The organism is Oceaniferula spumae, from assembly GCF_042849255.1.
Taxonomy (GTDB): Bacteria; Verrucomicrobiota; Verrucomicrobiia; order Verrucomicrobiales; family Akkermansiaceae; genus Oceaniferula; species Oceaniferula spumae.
In genome coordinates this window covers 4,090,761-4,108,576 of sequence record NZ_AP026866.1, presented here as the reverse complement: position 1 = coordinate 4,108,576, position 17,816 = coordinate 4,090,761, and the positions used below count along the sequence as shown (strand labels likewise).

The following is a 17,816-nucleotide window of genomic DNA, read 5'->3' as shown; positions in this document are numbered from 1 at the left end:
TTTCCTCACTAGTCCAGAAGGCATGGGAAACCGCTTTAAACTTACGTTTACAGCCGCATTAAACGGGCTCAAACACTCCATCCAGCGTGATGAAGGATCGCTAAATTTTACCCGCTGCGGCAAGTTGCGCATTGAGGCGAGCTTGGTAGGCTTCTTTCGCTTTGGCATCCTCTCGGGCACTTGAGCCATAGTAAATGGCGCCCATCGCTTGACGGGATTTCTCGGCTGACGTGTTCCCATCCGCCCAGTGGATCGTTAGTGAGTGGTGGGCGATGAGATGACCCGCCTTACATGGAAACGCGATCGCGTTCTCACGGTCGAAGGGAAGACCGAAGTCCTGGATACTCTGGGAGAACCCTAACACACCACTCGCCGCATGGGCTCTCATCCCATATTTGTGTGAACCCTGCACATAGTTCACACAGCCTTGCTCGGGCTCAACATCCTCGAGAGCATACCAGATGGTGATCGCATTGTTAGGAACGAGGTGGAAAAAATATCCATCCTGGTGCGGGGGCGTAGCTTGTCCGCCGCCGGCGTGCTTGTTGAAATACTGCATGTTCTTCGGCACGGTTTTTTCATTCAGACAGATCTCGGAGAGGGTTGTTAGCTTACTCCCCTCGCCCATCATGTTGCCGAAGAATGCATCATGCTGCCACATGTTCTGCAGTTGTTTCAATGTGGATTTATCCGAGGCATCTTCATAGTAAACCTCGGATTCAGGCATGGTGGGAACGACGTCTTGAATGAAACGTTTTTTGTTTTCTTTGATCTCGGCTATCTCCTCAGGGTTGAAAAAACCAGGGATGGACACGTAGCCATTTAAGTTGAACTCGTGCAAGTAGCGGTCGCTGTGTTTGCTCAGCCAGTCGGTGTTGATTTGATTGCTCATGATTGTTGTAGTTATTGTTAGGTTGGTGAAATGGTTAGTAGAAAGCGTGTTTCCAGGTGTGGGGTGCCAGCAGTTGAGTCAGCCTGGCAGGAAACGGTTCGCCGTCGATGTGGACCGTATTAAGGTCGACTTCGTGCCGGTTTCTCATTCCTGGAATGGTCAGGGAGACGGCATCTGGATGCAGGGCGAAACGCAAAGCCGCCTCCGCAATGGTAGAGTAGTATGGAGCGCAGGTCTCACTGACCTGTTCGATACGCTTCAGAGTTTCCGAAAAATTACCTCCGTTGGCATACATTAGGTGGCGTTTGTCGTCTGGAGCCCACTGCTTGATGGTATCTTCCGTCCATGTACCAGTCAGCGATCCTGAATCTAACGGAACACGGGCGATAATCGCGGTGTCCGTTTTCTGTGCGGCGGGGAAGAGCTCATACATCGGCTCTTGCTCGAAAATATTGAACAGCACTTGGATAGAGTCGACCATTCCCAGCTCCGCAATTTTCACGCCTTGGTCAGGGCGGGCATCGTGCAGGGAAACACCGATGTGCTCGATCTTGCCCTCATCCTTCAGGGTGTTCAGCGCCTCTAACCAATCAAGCTCACGCCAGCCGTTGTGATACCGGCCGTGAAGTTGGAGCAGATCGATGCATTCGATATCGAGCCGACGCAATGACGCCTCGACCTGATCGCGAGCGTGGGCCATCGGGTATCGACCAGTCATCGGCGCATCGATATCGTCTTGTTTGTCCCAGACGGTGGGTGGCATTTTTGAAGCAATGTAGATTTTTTCACCGCGCCATTGCTTCAGCGCTTTTCCGATTACTTGCTCGGATCTGCCAGCACCGTAAAGCGCGGCGGTATCGACAAAATTGATCCCCCGCTCAAAGGCATACAGCAGAGTATCGATCGATTCCGAGTCGTCCACCTCACCCCAGGTTCCACCGAGCTGCCACCCGCCGAAACCGATTTCAGAGACTTGCCAGTTGGTGCTTCCGAATGATCGATAGTGCATATAGATCCGCATATTACTCGCGAAACACCCCATAAACACACATTAGTATTTACTATATCGTTCATTTTTTAATAGTATCGTGCGTGATTCGGTTTCTATTACACAGCTACGGTGAGTTTTCTCGGAGCATGCCGATGCGAGCGTCGAGCTGGCCCCACTTTGACCTTCTCTACATTCATGAGGGCCATCTGGAAATGCAGGTAGAAGGTATAGGGCGGGTTCTCCTCGGCTCCGGTGAGGGTATTCTACTCTTCCCCAACACCCATTTCGCCCCCTACGGAAAAGCGAGCCAGGCCAAGGCCTCGGTGCAGCATTTTTCGCTCGGCGAGAGTGACGCGCTGCCGCCACCTTTCAATCTCCTAACAGGTAGATCACACGCCGCCATCGTTCGGCAAGGGGCACCTAACAAACAACTCGAAGCAGATGTCAATCGCTCCATGTCTCTCGCGCTCGCTGAGCAATCACCCATACTGCAGGTGATGCGCGAGGCATTACTGACTCTGGTGCTTGCGGAATTTCTACACACCACGTTACCTGATCCAAAATCCGACAAAAACACCGAGCCTCTGACACGCTGGGCCGAGGGGCAGTCGATTGCTGATCTCAATGTAGAAAAACTGGCAACACAAGCCGGGGTAACAACAAGCGGGTTGAGGCGAAGGTTTCTCAAGGAACTACAAATCACACCCCAACAATACCTGCTCAATCTACGGATCAATGAAGCTGCCCGGCAACTGCGTGAAACAGCCATGCCGATCAAGGAAATCGCAGCACGCACGGGCTATCGCAGCCCTGTGTCGTTCCACAATGCTTTCAAGAAAAGGCGTGGCGAATCACCAGGACACTACCGCAGAAACCATCGTACCGCAGGATAGAAAAGCCCGCTCCCTGTGAAGGAAGCGGGCATGTTATTTTTATCCAACTCAGACGTAGCGCGTCTATTTGCGGCGGCGGAAAATCAAAGCGAGTCCACCAAGGCCGATAAGGGCTGCGGAGGATGGTTCTGGAACGGCTTCAGTATTGAAATTCGCCTCGAAATTCAAATCCCAACCTAGTCCTGTGTTATGGACATTGTTGGCAACAAGGGCCGTGCCGTCTGCATATCCACCAGGAGCCTCCAGCTCTAAGCCAGTGGCAGCGTTTGTAAATGGTGTGAGGTCAGCGGTATTGCCTGCATCGGTGTTTGTTGACATCAGAAAGAAATACTGCGTGCTACCAGTGACGGCTGTATTCGTGAAGTTCCACGTCAGTGCACCAAGATCTGTGGCATCGACACTATTGTTCACACTGTTATCTGACACACCGATCAAATTTCCAAAGGCTGTAATGGCACCAGTACTCGTGTTGAAGGTCACGCTGTCGTATACGTGAAGAAACGCAAGGGTGCCTGTGGCTGATTGACCACCATTGCCATCACGGACTTGGAAGGTAACGTCATCCAGGCGGAGTGCATCTGCGTGAGACGTGATCGTTTGACCGTAGATAGGGCCTGCGTGATTCGTGTGTAAGCCGCTATTGGGATCGCCGTGGTTAATGGTAACGGTTGCCGCGTTGGCAGCTATGGTTGTCACAGCAAGAACTGCGATCGTGTATTTCATTTTCATGGTTAGTGTATGTGTTTCGAATGATCGTGTGGGATAAGTAAACGGGTTGGGCACTTGAGCTGATCGCGTTCTGGAGAAAACCTAATCTCCGTCTCCGTTCTCGGATACTAAGCAAGCCAAGCAACAGCGAACAACTGGCGCGTAGTGGTGTAATTGTAAAACCACCTCTACCCGTAGACATGCGCTTTTCGACAGAAAACCCGCTCCCAGAGAAAGGGAACGGGCTTGAAATTTTTGTCGCAATCACTTGCGGCGGCGGAGAATCAGAGCGATTCCACCAAGACCGAGTAGGGCTGCGGAGGATGGTTCTGGGACAGGGGCGAATCCACCCGTGATGTCATAGCTGATGTTGTGAATATCGATGGTATCAAACAATACACCAGTAGACGCATTACTACAGCAATCGCCTATAATCAGACGTGGTCCGCCACCAGGGTTCGTGGTTACTGCTGTGTCAGTTACGAAAACACCGTCACGCCATATATTAATAGTCGCGGAACTGGTATCGTATGCCAGACGAAAAGTATGAACTCCGATGTTGGAAACAGCGCTAATATCTTGGTTCGTCGAAGTTCCGTTGCCATTAGTACCAATACCATTGGCTCCGACGTAAATCAGAGCACCGTTCGCACCGTTCGAGCCGTCTTGCCACAAAGCAATACCGTCTGTGCCATCCATTCCCAAGGTAACTTCAAGAGTCCACCCGGAAGTAGCGCCCAAGCTCACAATCGGATCACCAGTATTGTGCTCAACCCAGCCGTTGGTTCCGTCTGTAAGGGTTAAGACAGAACCAGAAGTTGATTGCGCTGTGATGCCGCCGGCCGCAGCCCAGCCATTAACATAGGAAGTTCCGTCATAGATTTCGTTACCATCGTAGTTCTGGGCGAAATCCGCGCTGTCTTTAGTTACTGTTATTACAGCTTGTGCTGTAAGTGTTGTCACAGCAAGTGCCGCGATTGTGTATTTCATTTTCATGGTTTGTATGTGTGTTTTGATTGATCGTGTGAGATGGATGAATAGCCTTCGTCAACATCAGCCCCCAGGTGAGACAAGTCAAACGGCCCGTAGTGGTTTAATAAAACTACCAGATGAAACAATCTACTTTGTTGTGTTACCCAGCAGTTCTTCGAGTTTGAAGCGCAAGTAGTAAATCTCGTGCGGCCCTTCGTAATAAACCCCCACCATGTCGTCACCCACCGGAGTCAGACAGGAATAGCCGCTGCCATTACGTGAATCATAGAGAGTGTGATACTTCTCAGGCCAAGTCATACCTTCGTCGGTAGATACTTTCAGCGTCATGTTGTAGCGACCGCGTTTCGTATTGGGATTAGAAAATACCAGTAATGGCCCGTGTTTCTTCGATTCAATCCGGAGTAAACTCGCCATGCAAACTGGCTCCTGCAGGGCCTTCCGGTCAGTCGGGTGCATGGTCCAGGTTTGGCCCAGATCTTTTGTGATACCGATCGTCCGACTGCCACCCCGGTTGTCTCTGCAGTTCAGCATCAACGATCCGTCAGCCAGCTGAACGACCTGGGCCTCGGTGGTGTTCCCCTTGATACCGGTGCCCAGTTTCCAGGTTTTGCCGTGATCCTTACTCCACATGATGGTGGAAAATGGATAGGCTTTTTTCCTGCCATCGGGGTGCTTGCTTTCATCCTGATACTGGGCGGCAAAAACCAAGGTTCCATCCTTCATCGTGATCCCGGCACCGGGGCCATGAAGCACAAAATGCCAATCAGGATTCGTCTTCACTTGTGAGGTAATGTTGATCGGCTTCGACCAGCTAAGCCCGTCGTCGTCCGAGTATACCAGGATCACTTGCCCTGTTTCCTCCGGCTTCATCCCCTGCCCTGAGCCACGCCATGAACGGTTGCCATGGCTCCAGGTGGCACCTACCCAGATGCGGTTGTTAGATTTATCAACCAGCACGGCTGGATCGCCAATGCCGTCATATCTCCACTTGGGATCGTCACCCATGTCCATGATGACCTTCATCTTTTCCCAGCTTTGACCTCCATCCGTGCTGCGACTCATGCCTACGTCGATATCGCCCGGAAGATCGCCTCCTGTGCGGTAGCGGACATCATAGACCCCGATGAGCGTTCCTTTGTTCGTCGTCGCGAGCCCTGGAATCCGGTAAGCCTTCGAACCATCGTCACCGTACTGCCGGACCGCATATCCGATCCGCTGCGTTCCATCTGGCGCGGTGACTTCGGGCGTGACTGTCTTTTTCCCATCCACCTGCACCCTTAATACTGACGCATCGATCACGCGGTCCAGACTGGCGGAGTCATTTAACTCCACACAGACCCAAAGATAGTTATCGCCTCCTGTTAGTTTCATGTTCCCAGAAAAAGCGAACGGCTTGTCGGTCGATGCGGGGGCTGGTCGGGCCTCTGAAAAAGCAACACCGCCACTCGGCTTAGGACTAGTTCCAGTGGAAACAATCTGTACGGACTTCACGTCGTCCACCAATCCGGTGCCAGCCAGATCCACTTCGATCCCGGTGATTTCATTCGGGTTGAGACGTCCCTCGGTAACGATTTTCACCCCGACCACCGGATTGACTTTTTTGCGGATTAGGGCAGGGATCACTGGCTGGATAGTGGTCACGGTCTTCACCACCATCGGCTTGGCCGGCTCAACCACCAGATCGTCTATCAGTACGCCGCTTCCGGCGGCTGTGGAGGAACTGAACCTCAGAGCTTTCGTGCCCACGGGTAAGACAACTTCCACCAAGGTATGGAATCCGCCGACTTTCACTCTGCGGTCACCTTGGTAGATTTTTTTCCAGCCGCCCTTGTTTTTCGCCTCCACAGTAAACGCAAACGGCCCCCTCGATGTCCAGCGTTCAGCCCAAAATGAGAGTAGTGTCTGTGCGGCGGCTTCTTTACCCAGCTCAAGCGTAAGCTCACGGTTCTTGCCGCCGAGGAGGCGCAGGCTTTGTTTACCGCTTTTTGCATGGCCCGAAATAATCTCGGCATGATCTTTGTCCGCATGCCAATCCCCTACCTCTGTCTTCAGCTCACTAATTGGAGCGGAGGGATACTTTTCAAAACCATCGGCACTTAGACTAGCTATCCAAACGGTGCTCAGTAATGCAGACAAGAGAATCGATCGATCTAGGAAACACATATTCGCAAAACCTATCCTAACTTCGTGACATTGCCTGCCAAACATACTGGTCTATAGATCAGACCAGAAGAGCAAGTCCTGATAAACGTCATTTATTCTCGAAGTTAAAGATACGCAATCTCGTGAGCCTCCGTGTCATAAGAAGTTGCTGAGACAGGACTTTATCCTGTCGCTCGGATTGAGAGTGATTCTCGATTCGAGTCATTCAAAACAAAGACCTAACGCTAAGCCACGTTTCCCCTCGGAGACGTGGCTTTTGCCTTTAACCAAACAACCAAAACTAACCATATTATGAACACCAACATCACCAGTACCTTCCTCTATTTCCGTGAGGGAAACTCCGACAAAGAATACCACGTCGCCATCGAACCGGAAGGCAACGGCTACCACGTCACCTACGCATACGGGCGGCGAGGCAACACCCTCACCACTGGAAGCAAGACCCGGCAAAGTGTAACCCTTGCCGAGGCGACCACCATCTACGACAAACTCGTCCGCCAGAAAATGGCCAAAGGCTACCGCACAGAAGACAACCAGAAACCCGGGCCGATCACTCACGCTCGTGACGCAGGAGAAGACACCGGCATCCGCTGCCAACTCCTCAGCTCTGTCGATGAAAACCAGGTTTCACACCTTCTCACTGACAAGCGATACTGCCTTCAGGAAAAACACGACGGTCGCCGTCTCATGATTAGGAAGACCGGAAACCAGATCACTGGCATCAACCGCCGGGGACTTGTTGTTTCCATTCCAAACACAATCCGTCAAGCCGTCGACAAACTTCCTGTGGATGTCCTGCTCGATGGTGAAGTTGTCGGCGAAACCTACCATGTCTTCGACCTGCTAGAATTGAAGGGGCACGATATCCGCCACAAGGGTTACCTCAGCAGACACGCCGGCATCGTCGCCCTACTCCCTCCAAACGATGGATCTCTCCTGTGGGTCACCACTGCCATGGATTCCGAGTGGTGCGCTTGTGGCCTTCGGTGAAGAGATCACAAGGGCTGCCATGAAACCCCTGACAAACCCGGCAAGGTGGGCCGGATAGCGGTTACGTGGATAGCTCGATACCTAGAAAAAAACTCGGCGTGAAGCGCGGTTAACGTGCGGCCTTATCGCTTACTAGCCGATCAACGTCGTCAGCACTCAGTTTACCGCTCATGATTGCTGCCCTTACTGATTCGGCGCGATCCTTGGCAGCTAGCGTCACCTTATCGTGTTCATCGACAACCCTCATTCTTTTATGGAATTTTCTCGCTCCATAAGTAGCGGCACAAGCAATGGCGATATAGAGAAGAGTTGCGGGCACTGAGCCGATAGCCTCGGTGGTCGGCTTCCGTAAAGCCAGCGAGACAGCCATGCTTGCCACGGCAGCAATAGCGATCCATACACCAATACTCGCCACGAACACCAGCAGGTTTCTAAACTCCTTCATACCCGTGTCTACCTCGCCAACCTCAATCTATCAATCATTTATCAACCTATTAAAGCCTGCTTTTTGCTCCACATGTTTGCTCCACCTCCACCAAACACCCATCAAATAAAAACCCCCTTTCCTTACGGATTGGAGGCTGGAGCCGCTGGCCGGAATTGAACCGGCGACCTATTCATTACGAGTGAATTGCTCTACCCCTGAGCTACAGCGGCGTAATCGCGGGGAGGGCATTGATTTAGCATAGAATTCTTCCGTGGCAAGCGTAAGAATCATGCTCGGTCTGGACATTGTTTGCTGAGGTTTTAGTATCAGCGGCAGTGACTCTTCCCCTGCACTCGGAATTCCTCGCACTCTCGCAGCGGCGACGTTATCTGCTGGCGATTTCCGGTGGCCGGGACTCGGTGGCGCTTTTGCATGCCTTATTCGATCATGGTTATTCGAATCTGGTTTTGTGTCACTTGAACCATGCGCTACGAGGTGCGGAGTCGGGGAAGGATGCTGCGTTTGTTCGTAGGTTGGCGAAAAAATTCGGCCTTCCTTGTGAAATCAAACGTGTGGATGTGGGGAAGATCGCCGTGCAAAAAGGGGAATCGATCGAGTTGGCGGCACGGAATGCTCGACATGAGTTTTTTGCAGAATGCGCCAAGAGCTATCGCTGTCCCCGTGTGCTGCTCGCTCATCATGCGGATGATCAGGCGGAGACCATTATGTTTAATCTGCTCCGAGGCTCCAGTGGCCTCAAAGGAATGCAACTTAGATCCGAGCATCGAGTGGAGGGCCGAAAACTGGAATTCATCCGACCATTGTTAGAAACACCGCGTAACGAGATTGATGCCTACCTAGCATCTTCAGGGATACGCTACAGGGAAGATGCCAGTAATGCTGAGGCCTTTGCTGTACGCAATCGATTGCGCAATGAAGCCCTGCCATTGCTCACTGAAATTATGGGGCGAGATATTCGCCCTGCCTTAGTACGTGCGGCGAGTATTTCTTCCGCTAATGATCAGGCATGTAACGAAATCCTTCTCAGCATGGAACTTGAAGACAAGCAGGGAAGATTGTTTTTGCCGAAACTTCTCAAACTCCCGCCAGCCCTCCTGAATATGGCGGTACACGACTACTTGAAAAAACATGCCGTCCCCCAAATCAGCAGTGATGTTCTGGCCCGCTGCGTCAATTTGTTAGAAGATGGTGCTGCAGCAAAAACGAATTTGCCTGGAGGGCGATTTTTTCGAAGGAAAGAGAAACGGTTATTCATCGATTAAATAAAAAATGCGCGTAGTAATTCAGAGAGTTTCCGAGGCGAGCGTCACGATTGGCGGTCGAGTTTCTGGTAATATCGGCAAGGGGTTTTTAATTCTGCTAGGTATCGTTGAGAACGATACCTCTGAGGATATCGACTGGTTGGTGGGCAAAATCACCAAGATGAGAATTTTCCCTGATGACGAAGGCAAGATGAACCGTTGTCTGAAGGACGTTGATGGGGAGCTGTTAGTCATGAGCCAATTCACCCTTCATGCGAGCACTAAAAAAGGAAACAGACCGTCCTTCATCAAAGCGGCGCGTCCCGAAACCGCGATCCCTCTTTACGAGCAATTTCTTGAAACTGCGGCTGTGGAATTGGGTAAACCCTGTGCTAGTGGCGAGTTTGGAGCGGACATGCAAGTCGCCCTGATCAACGATGGCCCAGTAACCATCACGATGGATTCCCAGGCGAGAGAGTAGGCCTATTTTTTGAGCCTAACAGCCGTGCCACAATAGGTGCAATAGAACCATTTGTAGAAGAGCGCGTGAACGGCCGTCGGTAAAATATATCCGATCAGCGGAATGTGGTGCGCCTTTTTATTTTTCAGACATTTCTTTGGAGCAAACTGTCGCTGGCCACAAACTCTGCAACGCGCGCTGAGACCCCAGAAAAGATAACAGAGGGCCGACAGCAGTAAGCCACTGGAAATACCTACGACCCACCACAGCATGCTGTCGCCGCTTAGGTGCTCGTGGATCAACAACCAAGGAATACCTATCAAGTTGGCTGCGAGAAACAACTGAACCAGCAGAGCGAAAAAAGCGGAAGTCCGGACACTGATCGGATCCGGGTGTAGCACTCCGCGCACAAAACGCCGCGACTCGGGATTCAGACCGGCATTGAGCCCCTCGCTGACGGAGACACTTTCACGCTTCTCACCACGATCGAGAGGTTTCACCACGTGATCGTCATTATTGACCTGATCGAAGCCTCGGATGCGAGAGGTCATCAGGCCGGTGCGTTTGGCATCCTCAGCCTTGCGCTGGGCTTCAGACATGCGCGAAGTCGTAAGAACATTGATTTCTACTTCGCCTTCACATTCCGTGAGCAAAATTCCCTCGGGGATATCCGCGACAGCTAATTTGTTGCGTTTGATCAGAGCCCCTGGGAGCGGGACTGCTTCCGGAGAAATGGCCAACATTTCGATGACCTCAGGATCCTCTTCAAAATTTGTGACACCTGCAGACTGCTTAACTGTGGCTGCCGGTTCTGGAGCGACCACAGCTTCTTCCTCGGTCTCCTCAGGTGCTGGCTCCTGTTCTGTTTCCTCGACAGGTGCCGTGACTTCGGCCTCGACGGGTGCAGGTGGACTCCCTGTGACCAGTGACTGCCATTCGGCGACAGTTTCTTGGTCAGGACTTTCGGAGAGAATGTGGAGCTTGCTGTTAGCTTTGACTAGCTCGCTGTGTAAGTCCGATAGATTTGCCTCTGCCAAATCCTCGGCATCCAGATACCCCACCGCCTCCAGCAGTTCAGCGGCCTCGCTGGGTAGATCTGAAATATCCTGAAGTTTGGGCATAAAAGAAGGAATCTGTGATTGAACCTAACTAGTCAATAGATGCTGACAAGCACCTTATCAATGCTTCGTTTTCGGCTAAAGTGCGCTGCGCATTTCTTGGAGCTGACTGAGCTTTTGACTCCACTCCTCGCGTCGGGCTTTTTCGCGGTCGACGAGTTCGGCAGGGGCTTTGTCCACGAAGGCGGAGTTGCTGAGTTTGCCGTCGCATTTTTTGACTTCGATTTCGACTTTGGCGATTTCTTTGTCGAGTCGGGATTTTTCGGCTTCGACATCAATCAGTCCTTCCAGCGGCAGGTAAACCTCGCCGACGTCGGTGACTGCGGCGGGGGTTCCTTTGGGAGCATCGTAACTGTCGAGGATCTCAATTTCACCACCGGCGAGTAGACCGAGCACATCGGCTTCAGCAGCTAGCCAATCGGTGGCTTTGATGATGATAAATTTCACATCCTTGCGAGCGCCGACGTTGTATTCTGCCTTGAGGTTACGCATGCGACCGGCTGTAGCATAGATAGCTTCGGCTTGGACGGCGGCATCTTCTTGGCCACTCACCAGCGCGTTGGATGGTAGAGCTTTTTGTATCAGGAATTCACCTTTGGAAACGTAGCCCATACGAGCGGAAAGCTCCTCGGTGATGTGCGGCATGTAGGGGTGCAGCAGCTGGAGGTAGCGGCTCATGACGGCATCGAATACGGCGATGGTGGTCTCACGGGCTTCGGGAGAGGCGGAGTCACGGAGGTCTCCTTTGACAGCTTCGAGGAACTTGTCGCAGAACTCACTCCAGAGGAAATCGTAGAGCTGCTGGCCGACTTCGTTGAATTTGTATTCAGCGTAAGCCTTCTCCTGATTCACAGCCAGCTGATCCACTTTACGCGCAATATCGATATGATACGGGCGCAAGCCACTGATGTCTGATAACAGATCACTGCTCACTGCGTCCACGCCGCTCATCTGACGGAAACGGCAGGCGTTGTAGAGCTTGTTGGCGAAGTTACGGCCTTCGGCGACGAGGGCTTCGTCGAATCTAACATCGGCGCCGACAGGAGCTGTGCGAAGAAGTCCGAAACGCAGGCCATCGGCACCATACTCGTCCATGAGATCGAGCGGATCAGGTGAATTTCCTAACTGTTTACTCATCTTCCGACCTTGGTTGTCGCGGATGATGGAGGTGAAGAAGACGTTTTTGAATGGGATCTCCTGCTTGAAGTAGAAGCCGGCCATGATCATGCGGGCGACCCAGAAAAAGATGATGTCCGGTCCGGTGACGAGGTCAGTGGTCGGGTAGAATTTTTTCTGCTCTTCCTCAGACATCGTGGCGAAGGGCCACAGCCATGAGCTGAACCAGGTGTCCATCACGTCTTCGTCACGCACCCAGTTTTCTGGGTCGGATGGTGGCTCGGCACCAACGTAAATATCGTCGGCCTGCATATCGGCCACATCTAACGACTCGGCGGCGAGCAGGGCTTCGGATTTTTCCTTCCGATACCAAACCGGAATCTGATGACCCCACCAAAGCTGACGGCTGATGCACCAGTCCTGAATATTGTCCATCCAGTTGGCGTGCGTTTTTGCCCAGCGTGCGGGGCGATATTGGATATCCCCCTTGGCAACTGCCTCGGCGGTTTCCTCGGTGGCAGGGTATTTGAGGAACCACTGCATGGAAATGCGTGGCTCGATCGGCACGTCGGCGCGCTCGGAGTAGCCAACGTTGTTCTCGTATTCCTCCACCTTGATGAGCAGGCCGAGGTCTTCGAGTTTCTGGGCGGCTTTTTTACGGGCGACAAAGCGGTCGAGTCCGTCGAGGTCCGGACAGTCCGGGCAGTTGATCGTACCATCGGCATGCAGGGTATCGATGATTTCGAGATCGTGACGCAGGCCGATTTCAAAGTCTGCCTTATCGTGAGCTGGGGTGATTTTCAGGGCACCGGTTCCGAACTCTACATCGACGTGGTCGTCCGCGATGATGGGGATTTCAGCGGCTGGGAATGGGCGACGCACTTTCTTGCCGATGAGTGCGGTGTAGCGCTCGTCATTCGGGTTCACGGCCACGGCGACATCGCCCATGAGGGTTTCGGGTCGGGTGGTGGAAATTTCCATATACTCGCCGGGCGCATCGACGAGTTCGTATTTCATGAAGTAAAGTTTCGATTGCTGCGGCTTGGAAATCACCTCCTCGTCGGAGAGGGCGGTGAGGGAAACCGGGCACCAGTTGACCATGCGCTTGCCACGGTAAATCAGACCGTCGTTGAAAAGCTTGCTGAATACCTCGGACACTTGGTCTGAGTAGTCCTCGTCCATGGTGAAGCGCTCGCGGTCCCAGTCGCAGGAACAGCCGAGGCGTTTCAACTGTTGGATGATGATGCCGCCATGCTTGTCTTTCCAGTCCCAGACACGTTCGAGGAATGCCTCGCGGCCAACGTCGCGACGGGTCTTTCCTTCTTCCTCACGGAGCTGTTTCTCCACCTTGGTCTGGGTGGCGATGCCTGCGTGATCGGTGCCGGGAAGCCAGAGAACTTCCTTACCCTCCTGACGTGCGCGGCGGGCGAGAATGTCTTGGATGGTGTTATTTAAAACATGTCCGAGGTGCAGAATGCCGGTGACGTTCGGCGGAGGAATGACAATGGAGTAGCCTTCCTTCTCGGAGGAGGGATCGGCGCTGAAACATTGGTTTTCCAACCAGGCGGCATACCAGTTTTTTTCAACCGCTTGGGGTTCGTAGGCTTTGGGAAGCTCGGACATGGCGCGGGTTCTGCCAAAGGTGGTTACTTTTGTAAATGGCAAAGGAAGTTGCGGTGCGTTAATCTCCATGTTCAAACTCCGCTCGCCGCGGAAGAAAATTCTGTGAATCCTGTGAATCCTGTCTAAATAAAACCGCATGCCGACGACGATCCTCGCCATTGAATCCAGCTGTGATGAAACAGCGGTGGCAATTCTGCGCCATGACGAGGGCCGAGTGGAAGTGCTGGCGTCTGAGATTTCTTCGCAAATCGACATCCACCGTGAGTTCGGAGGAGTCGTGCCGGAGCTGGCGAGCCGGAACCATTCGCTTCACCTCCGACCACTGATCGAGATCGCGCTGGAGGATGCAGGGCTGAAAATTGATGATATCGATGCCTTTGGTGCCACGGCAGGGCCAGGACTGGCTTCTTCTTTGTTAGTCGGAAATACCACCGCCAAATCCCTGTCGGTGGCCACGGGCAAACCGTTTATTTCCGTCAATCACATGGAGGGACATCTGCTTTCGCCATTCTTGGAAGCTCCCGAACTCAAATCCAATCTCGCACTGATCGTTTCCGGTGGACACACGCTGTTGATTCACATGCGTGACTTCGGTGATTACAAGCTGTTGGGAAGCACCCGAGATGATGCGGCGGGAGAAGCTTACGACAAGGTCGGAAAAATGCTTGGTCTCCCCTACCCTGGCGGACCGGAGATTGAAAAACAGGCGCTCGATGGCTCACCTACAGCCTTCAATTTTCCGCGTTCGATGATGAAAGACGGGCTGGATTTCTCCTTTTCTGGACTGAAAACGGCGGTACTGTACCAGCTGGAAAAACTCGACCCAGAACAAGGCCGGGCTCCTTCCGAGGCTATTCCCGATCTCTGCGCCTCATTCCAGCAGGCGGTGATCGATGTTCTTGTGGCTAAAACCATGCTCGCAGCCCAGCAATGCGGAGAAAAGCTGATCAGTCTCTCTGGGGGTGTTTCTTGCAACAAAACATTGCGGTCGGCAATGCAGCAGACCTGCGACCAGCATGGATTCGAGCTATTGATCGCCCCTCCGGCACTGTCCACTGATAATGCGGCTATGATCGGATTTGTCGCATTACACAGCCACCTGAGAGGTCAGCACTCCAGCCTCCACGAGGACATCAATCCCAATTTGAAGCTGGCTCAAGCCTAGAAAACACCCCTTTTTCATGATGGTATTGGCCATCTGAGGGTGAACAGGACCCTTGCACTCGATCAGAAAAACCGCTAAACCTCCGCCCACACCTAACGACCCACACCTTCCCACCATGGAAAAAAAAGACCAACCATTACCACAAACCCCAGCGCACAACGTGCCTGCCGCCGAGCCTCTTCCTATGGATCACCCCGTGGCCGCGGCTCCTGTCAAATCCGGCTCTAATCAATCGCTGACTACCGCGCTCATCATTCTCGTCGTGGCGTTACTTTTTATCATGCTGATGTTCTCGATGAATGGCAAAGGGCTCTTCTCCAAAGATGACTCGTCTGACATCACCGAACTTCAGGCCCGCAACGCCCAGTTAAGAGCTGATGCCAATGCCGCCCGTCTGAGCAAAGGGCTTCCACCTCTTCCGGAAGGTGCCAGCAGCGCACGCAGCATGGCTGATCGTCTACAACGCGACGCCACTTCCCTCGCTGCTCTGACCGGCCAGTGGGAAAAAGAACTGGCGAGCAAGGACGAGACATTACGAAAGCTGGAAAGCGAACTCGCCGCTCGATCCCAGAATTCACAGCAACTCTACGGACAAATCGCGTCACTGCAAAAGCAGCTGGCCCAAGCCGCAAATTCCAGTGCCGAAGTCACCCGACTGCAAAACGACCTTAAGATTGCTGAGAACCAAGCCGTGATGCTCCGCAAACAACTCGGCGAATTTCAAACCCGCCCGACCAATGAGCAACTCGCAAGCCTGAACAAACAACTCGACGCCAGCATCGCAAACGCCAAGAAACTGGAACTTCAAGTCGACGGCCTTCTCGAATCCCAGAAAAACACGGTAGATCGGGACAAGTATAACGACGTCGTGGCCGAGCTCGAAAAAATACGTCCGCAAGTAAGCCAGCAACGTTACGAAATCCAGAGCCTCCGCGCCCAGTTGGACCGCACCCGTCTCTTCATCGAGTCACACAAAGACTTGCCCGCTGAAGCAGCAGCCCTCTTCGAACGCCTGCGCACCCTCGAAGACACCAATCCGCAGCAACTCGCTGCCGCCTACCAGAGCATCGGATCAACCTTGAATGCGCGCATTGTGCATCGTCAGGAATTTGCCACTGGCACCTCACAGGTGCCATTTGATCGTGAAGCTTTGATTCGTGAAGCCATTTCCCAGCAAAAAAACACAGAGAGCTTTTTCCTCGTCGTCGGTTACGCCTCCAAAACGGGCGATGCTGTTAGTAACCGTGAACTCTCAGCCAAGCGCGCAACTACGGTTGCCTCAGTGGTGAACACACTCAAGGACAGCGGCCAGCAGGTCAAAGCTGTCTACCTTGGACAAACTAACCGATTTTCAACCACAGACAACGCAGCCAATCAGATCTGCGAGGTTTGGGAGATCCAGAAGTAGTTATTGCATCAATAGCGCAGTGCGCAGAGTCAAGATGTTTGGCTCTGCCTCGCTGCCTTGATGGTGTTGGAAATCAACATCGCGATCGTCATCGGGCCGACGCCTCCAGGCACGGGAGTGATTGCCGAGCACTTGGGGGCAACCTCATCATAAGCGACATCGCCGACCAGACGGTAGCCACGTTTGGCGGATGCGTCTTCAACACGGTTGATGCCCACGTCGATGACTGCGGCACCATCCTTGACCATATCGGCGGTGACAAACTCAGGTCGACCGATCGCGGCGACGATAATATCCGCACGGCGACAAACCTCTGCCAGATCCTTGGTGCGCGAATGCGCGACGGTGACCGTAGCATTACCCTCTTTGCTCATCAGTAAGAGCGCCATGGGCTTGCCCACAATCATGCTGCGACCGATGACCACGGCCTCTGCGCCGGAAGTTTCCACACCAGCCTCCTTGAGTAAGCGCATGCAGCCAGCGGGTGTGCAGGGCACGAATCCTGAGCTGTCCTCGAGGGCGAGCTTTGCCACATTCTCGGGGTGAAATCCATCGACGTCCTTAGCTGGATCAATCGCCCTAACAATGGCGTCTTCATCGATCTGCGGTGGCGGTGGTGATTGCACCAAAATACCGTGAATCTTAGGGTCCGCATTCAGCTCATTGACTACATCCAGAACCTGTTGATGGGTCGCATTCGAGGGCAACTCAATCTTGCGGGAGTGGAGACCTAACTCAGCACATTTGCGAACTTTGGAACCGACGTAAACTTTAGATGCTGGATCGTCTCCCACCAGAACCACTGCGAGACCGGGAATGATTCCCTGATTTTTCAGATCTTCGATTTCCTGACCACATTCGGCCAGCACCTTCTCGGCGACGGATTTGCCATCAATGATATTGCTCATATAATTTTTTATTAGGAAACAGGTTCTTGTTCAGGGAGATCATCCACACCTTGACGCAGAGTATCTTCAACTTTTCGTCGGTGGGATTCAAAAGTATTTTCGTCTAATTTAGATGGGATATCGATCTTCTGGTCGAGATGGATAGTGATTGAGCTAAATGGCTTGGGAATGCGAAATCGGTCCCAACTCTTCAGTCGCCAGCAGGACGAAAAGGTAAATCGCACAGGCAAGATGGGAGCGCCGGACGACTGAGCCAGCTTCACAATCCCAGGCTGAAGATGATAGCGCGGTCCACGGGGACCATCAGGAGTCACAAATAGTTGCTCCCCTGCCTTGAGTGCTTTTTTCAACGCAATTAACGCGGCAACCCCACGACGAGAGCTCGATCCCCGAACCGTTTTCACCCCGAAACTGCTCACTACGGACTCGATCACCGCTCCGTCTTTACTAGCACTGGCTAGCGCGCTGGCAGGAGCTCTGCCACTGAACTTCACTTTGTTGAGAGGGGCCGCTATCAGGCAATTATGCCAAAAGATCCAAATCACCGGAACACCTGGCTGAGCTAGCTGCCTGATGCCATGCGGATCCTCTAACCGGCAGCGCAGGGTCAGACCTAACAGACGAATTAAGACGGTCACCACTTTCCCAGCAAGCCGTTGTTTCCATGTTCCCCTGATGTCAGATCCTTTGCTCATCTTG

16 protein-coding genes and 1 tRNA gene are annotated in these 17,816 nt (G+C 52.9%); 6 read left to right on the top strand and 11 right to left on the bottom strand.

Features of this window, described 5'->3' with window-relative positions; translation table 11 throughout:
- Positions 1–100: 100 nt before the first annotated feature.
- Together ACSPJT_RS17555 and ACSPJT_RS17550 are read right to left on the bottom strand one after the other, a co-directional pair.
- Positions 101–892, bottom strand: a complete 792-nt coding sequence (locus tag ACSPJT_RS17555; RefSeq protein ID WP_435893862.1) for a phytanoyl-CoA dioxygenase family protein — start codon at positions 890–892, stop codon at positions 101–103.
- A gap of 34 nt (positions 893–926) precedes the next feature.
- Positions 927–1,901 carry an aldo/keto reductase gene (locus tag ACSPJT_RS17550; RefSeq protein WP_435893861.1) on the bottom strand — a complete coding sequence of 325 codons (975 nt, stop codon included), beginning with the start codon at positions 1,899–1,901 and terminating at the stop codon, positions 927–929.
- Between the two features lie 83 nt (positions 1,902–1,984).
- On the opposite strand from ACSPJT_RS17550, the gene ACSPJT_RS17545 reads away from it, so the two are divergent.
- Positions 1,985–2,776, top strand: coding sequence for a helix-turn-helix transcriptional regulator (locus ACSPJT_RS17545; RefSeq protein ID WP_435893860.1), 792 nt, complete (start codon positions 1,985–1,987; stop codon positions 2,774–2,776).
- A gap of 63 nt (positions 2,777–2,839) precedes the next feature.
- Here ACSPJT_RS17545 and ACSPJT_RS17540 read toward each other — a convergent pair whose 3' ends face one another.
- From ACSPJT_RS17540 to ACSPJT_RS17530, 3 genes are all read right to left on the bottom strand, one after another.
- Complete coding sequence (locus ACSPJT_RS17540; protein WP_435893859.1) at positions 2,840–3,499, bottom strand: PEP-CTERM sorting domain-containing protein; 660 nt, start codon at positions 3,497–3,499, stop codon at positions 2,840–2,842.
- 249 nt (positions 3,500–3,748) lie between these two features.
- Positions 3,749–4,474, bottom strand: a complete 726-nt coding sequence (locus ACSPJT_RS17535; RefSeq protein WP_435893858.1) for a PEP-CTERM sorting domain-containing protein — start codon at positions 4,472–4,474, stop codon at positions 3,749–3,751.
- A gap of 129 nt (positions 4,475–4,603) precedes the next feature.
- A complete protein-coding gene (locus ACSPJT_RS17530) occupies positions 4,604–6,613 on the bottom strand; it encodes an exo-alpha-sialidase (protein ID WP_435893857.1) in 2,010 nt (669 codons plus the stop codon).
- Positions 6,614–6,931: 318 nt separating this feature from the next.
- On the opposite strand from ACSPJT_RS17530, the gene ACSPJT_RS17525 reads away from it, so the two are divergent.
- The gene (locus ACSPJT_RS17525; protein ID WP_435893856.1) at positions 6,932–7,630 is read left to right on the top strand and encodes a WGR domain-containing protein; all 699 of its coding nucleotides are present in this window, start codon (positions 6,932–6,934) and stop codon (positions 7,628–7,630) included.
- Positions 7,631–7,739: 109 nt separating this feature from the next.
- Here the strand turns inward: ACSPJT_RS17525 and ACSPJT_RS17520 are convergent, their stop codons facing one another.
- On the bottom strand, positions 7,740–8,075 hold the full coding sequence (locus tag ACSPJT_RS17520) for a hypothetical protein (protein WP_435893855.1): 336 nt from the start codon (positions 8,073–8,075) through the stop codon (positions 7,740–7,742).
- A 137-nt stretch (positions 8,076–8,212) separates the two neighbouring features.
- Positions 8,213–8,287, bottom strand: a tRNA-Thr gene (locus tag ACSPJT_RS17515).
- Positions 8,288–8,392: 105 nt separating this feature from the next.
- Between ACSPJT_RS17515 and tilS the strand changes: the two genes are divergently transcribed.
- On the top strand, positions 8,393–9,340 hold the full coding sequence (gene tilS, locus ACSPJT_RS17510; protein WP_435893854.1) for a tRNA lysidine(34) synthetase TilS: 948 nt from the start codon (positions 8,393–8,395) through the stop codon (positions 9,338–9,340).
- A 7-nt stretch (positions 9,341–9,347) separates the two neighbouring features.
- Positions 9,348–9,800 carry a D-aminoacyl-tRNA deacylase gene (gene dtd, locus ACSPJT_RS17505; protein ID WP_435893853.1) on the top strand — a complete coding sequence of 151 codons (453 nt, stop codon included), beginning with the start codon at positions 9,348–9,350 and terminating at the stop codon, positions 9,798–9,800.
- Between the two features lie 2 nt (positions 9,801–9,802).
- Here the strand turns inward: dtd and ACSPJT_RS17500 are convergent, their stop codons facing one another.
- Together ACSPJT_RS17500 and ACSPJT_RS17495 are read right to left on the bottom strand one after the other, a co-directional pair.
- Entirely contained in the window at positions 9,803–10,900 is a 1,098-nt protein-coding gene (locus ACSPJT_RS17500; RefSeq protein ID WP_435893852.1) for a DUF4332 domain-containing protein, read from the bottom strand.
- A 75-nt stretch (positions 10,901–10,975) separates the two neighbouring features.
- Positions 10,976–13,705: a valine--tRNA ligase gene (locus tag ACSPJT_RS17495; RefSeq protein WP_435893851.1), complete on the bottom strand. Its 2,730-nt coding sequence runs from the start codon at positions 13,703–13,705 to the stop codon at positions 10,976–10,978.
- Between the two features lie 67 nt (positions 13,706–13,772).
- Here ACSPJT_RS17495 and tsaD point away from each other — a divergent pair, with 67 nt between their 5' ends.
- Both tsaD and ACSPJT_RS17485 read left to right on the top strand, forming a co-directional pair.
- The gene (gene tsaD / locus ACSPJT_RS17490) at positions 13,773–14,801 is read left to right on the top strand and encodes a tRNA (adenosine(37)-N6)-threonylcarbamoyltransferase complex transferase subunit TsaD (protein WP_435893850.1); all 1,029 of its coding nucleotides are present in this window, start codon (positions 13,773–13,775) and stop codon (positions 14,799–14,801) included.
- 115 nt (positions 14,802–14,916) lie between these two features.
- Entirely contained in the window at positions 14,917–16,209 is a 1,293-nt protein-coding gene (locus ACSPJT_RS17485; protein WP_435893849.1) for an OmpA family protein, read from the top strand.
- A 29-nt stretch (positions 16,210–16,238) separates the two neighbouring features.
- On the opposite strand, the gene folD is transcribed toward ACSPJT_RS17485, so the two are convergent.
- Both folD and ACSPJT_RS17475 read right to left on the bottom strand, forming a co-directional pair.
- Complete coding sequence (gene folD, locus ACSPJT_RS17480) at positions 16,239–17,117, bottom strand: bifunctional methylenetetrahydrofolate dehydrogenase/methenyltetrahydrofolate cyclohydrolase FolD (protein ID WP_435893848.1); 879 nt, start codon at positions 17,115–17,117, stop codon at positions 16,239–16,241.
- An 11-nt stretch (positions 17,118–17,128) separates the two neighbouring features.
- On the bottom strand, positions 17,129–17,812 hold the full coding sequence (locus ACSPJT_RS17475) for a lysophospholipid acyltransferase family protein (protein ID WP_435893847.1): 684 nt from the start codon (positions 17,810–17,812) through the stop codon (positions 17,129–17,131).
- Between the last annotated feature and the right edge of the window lie 4 nt (positions 17,813–17,816).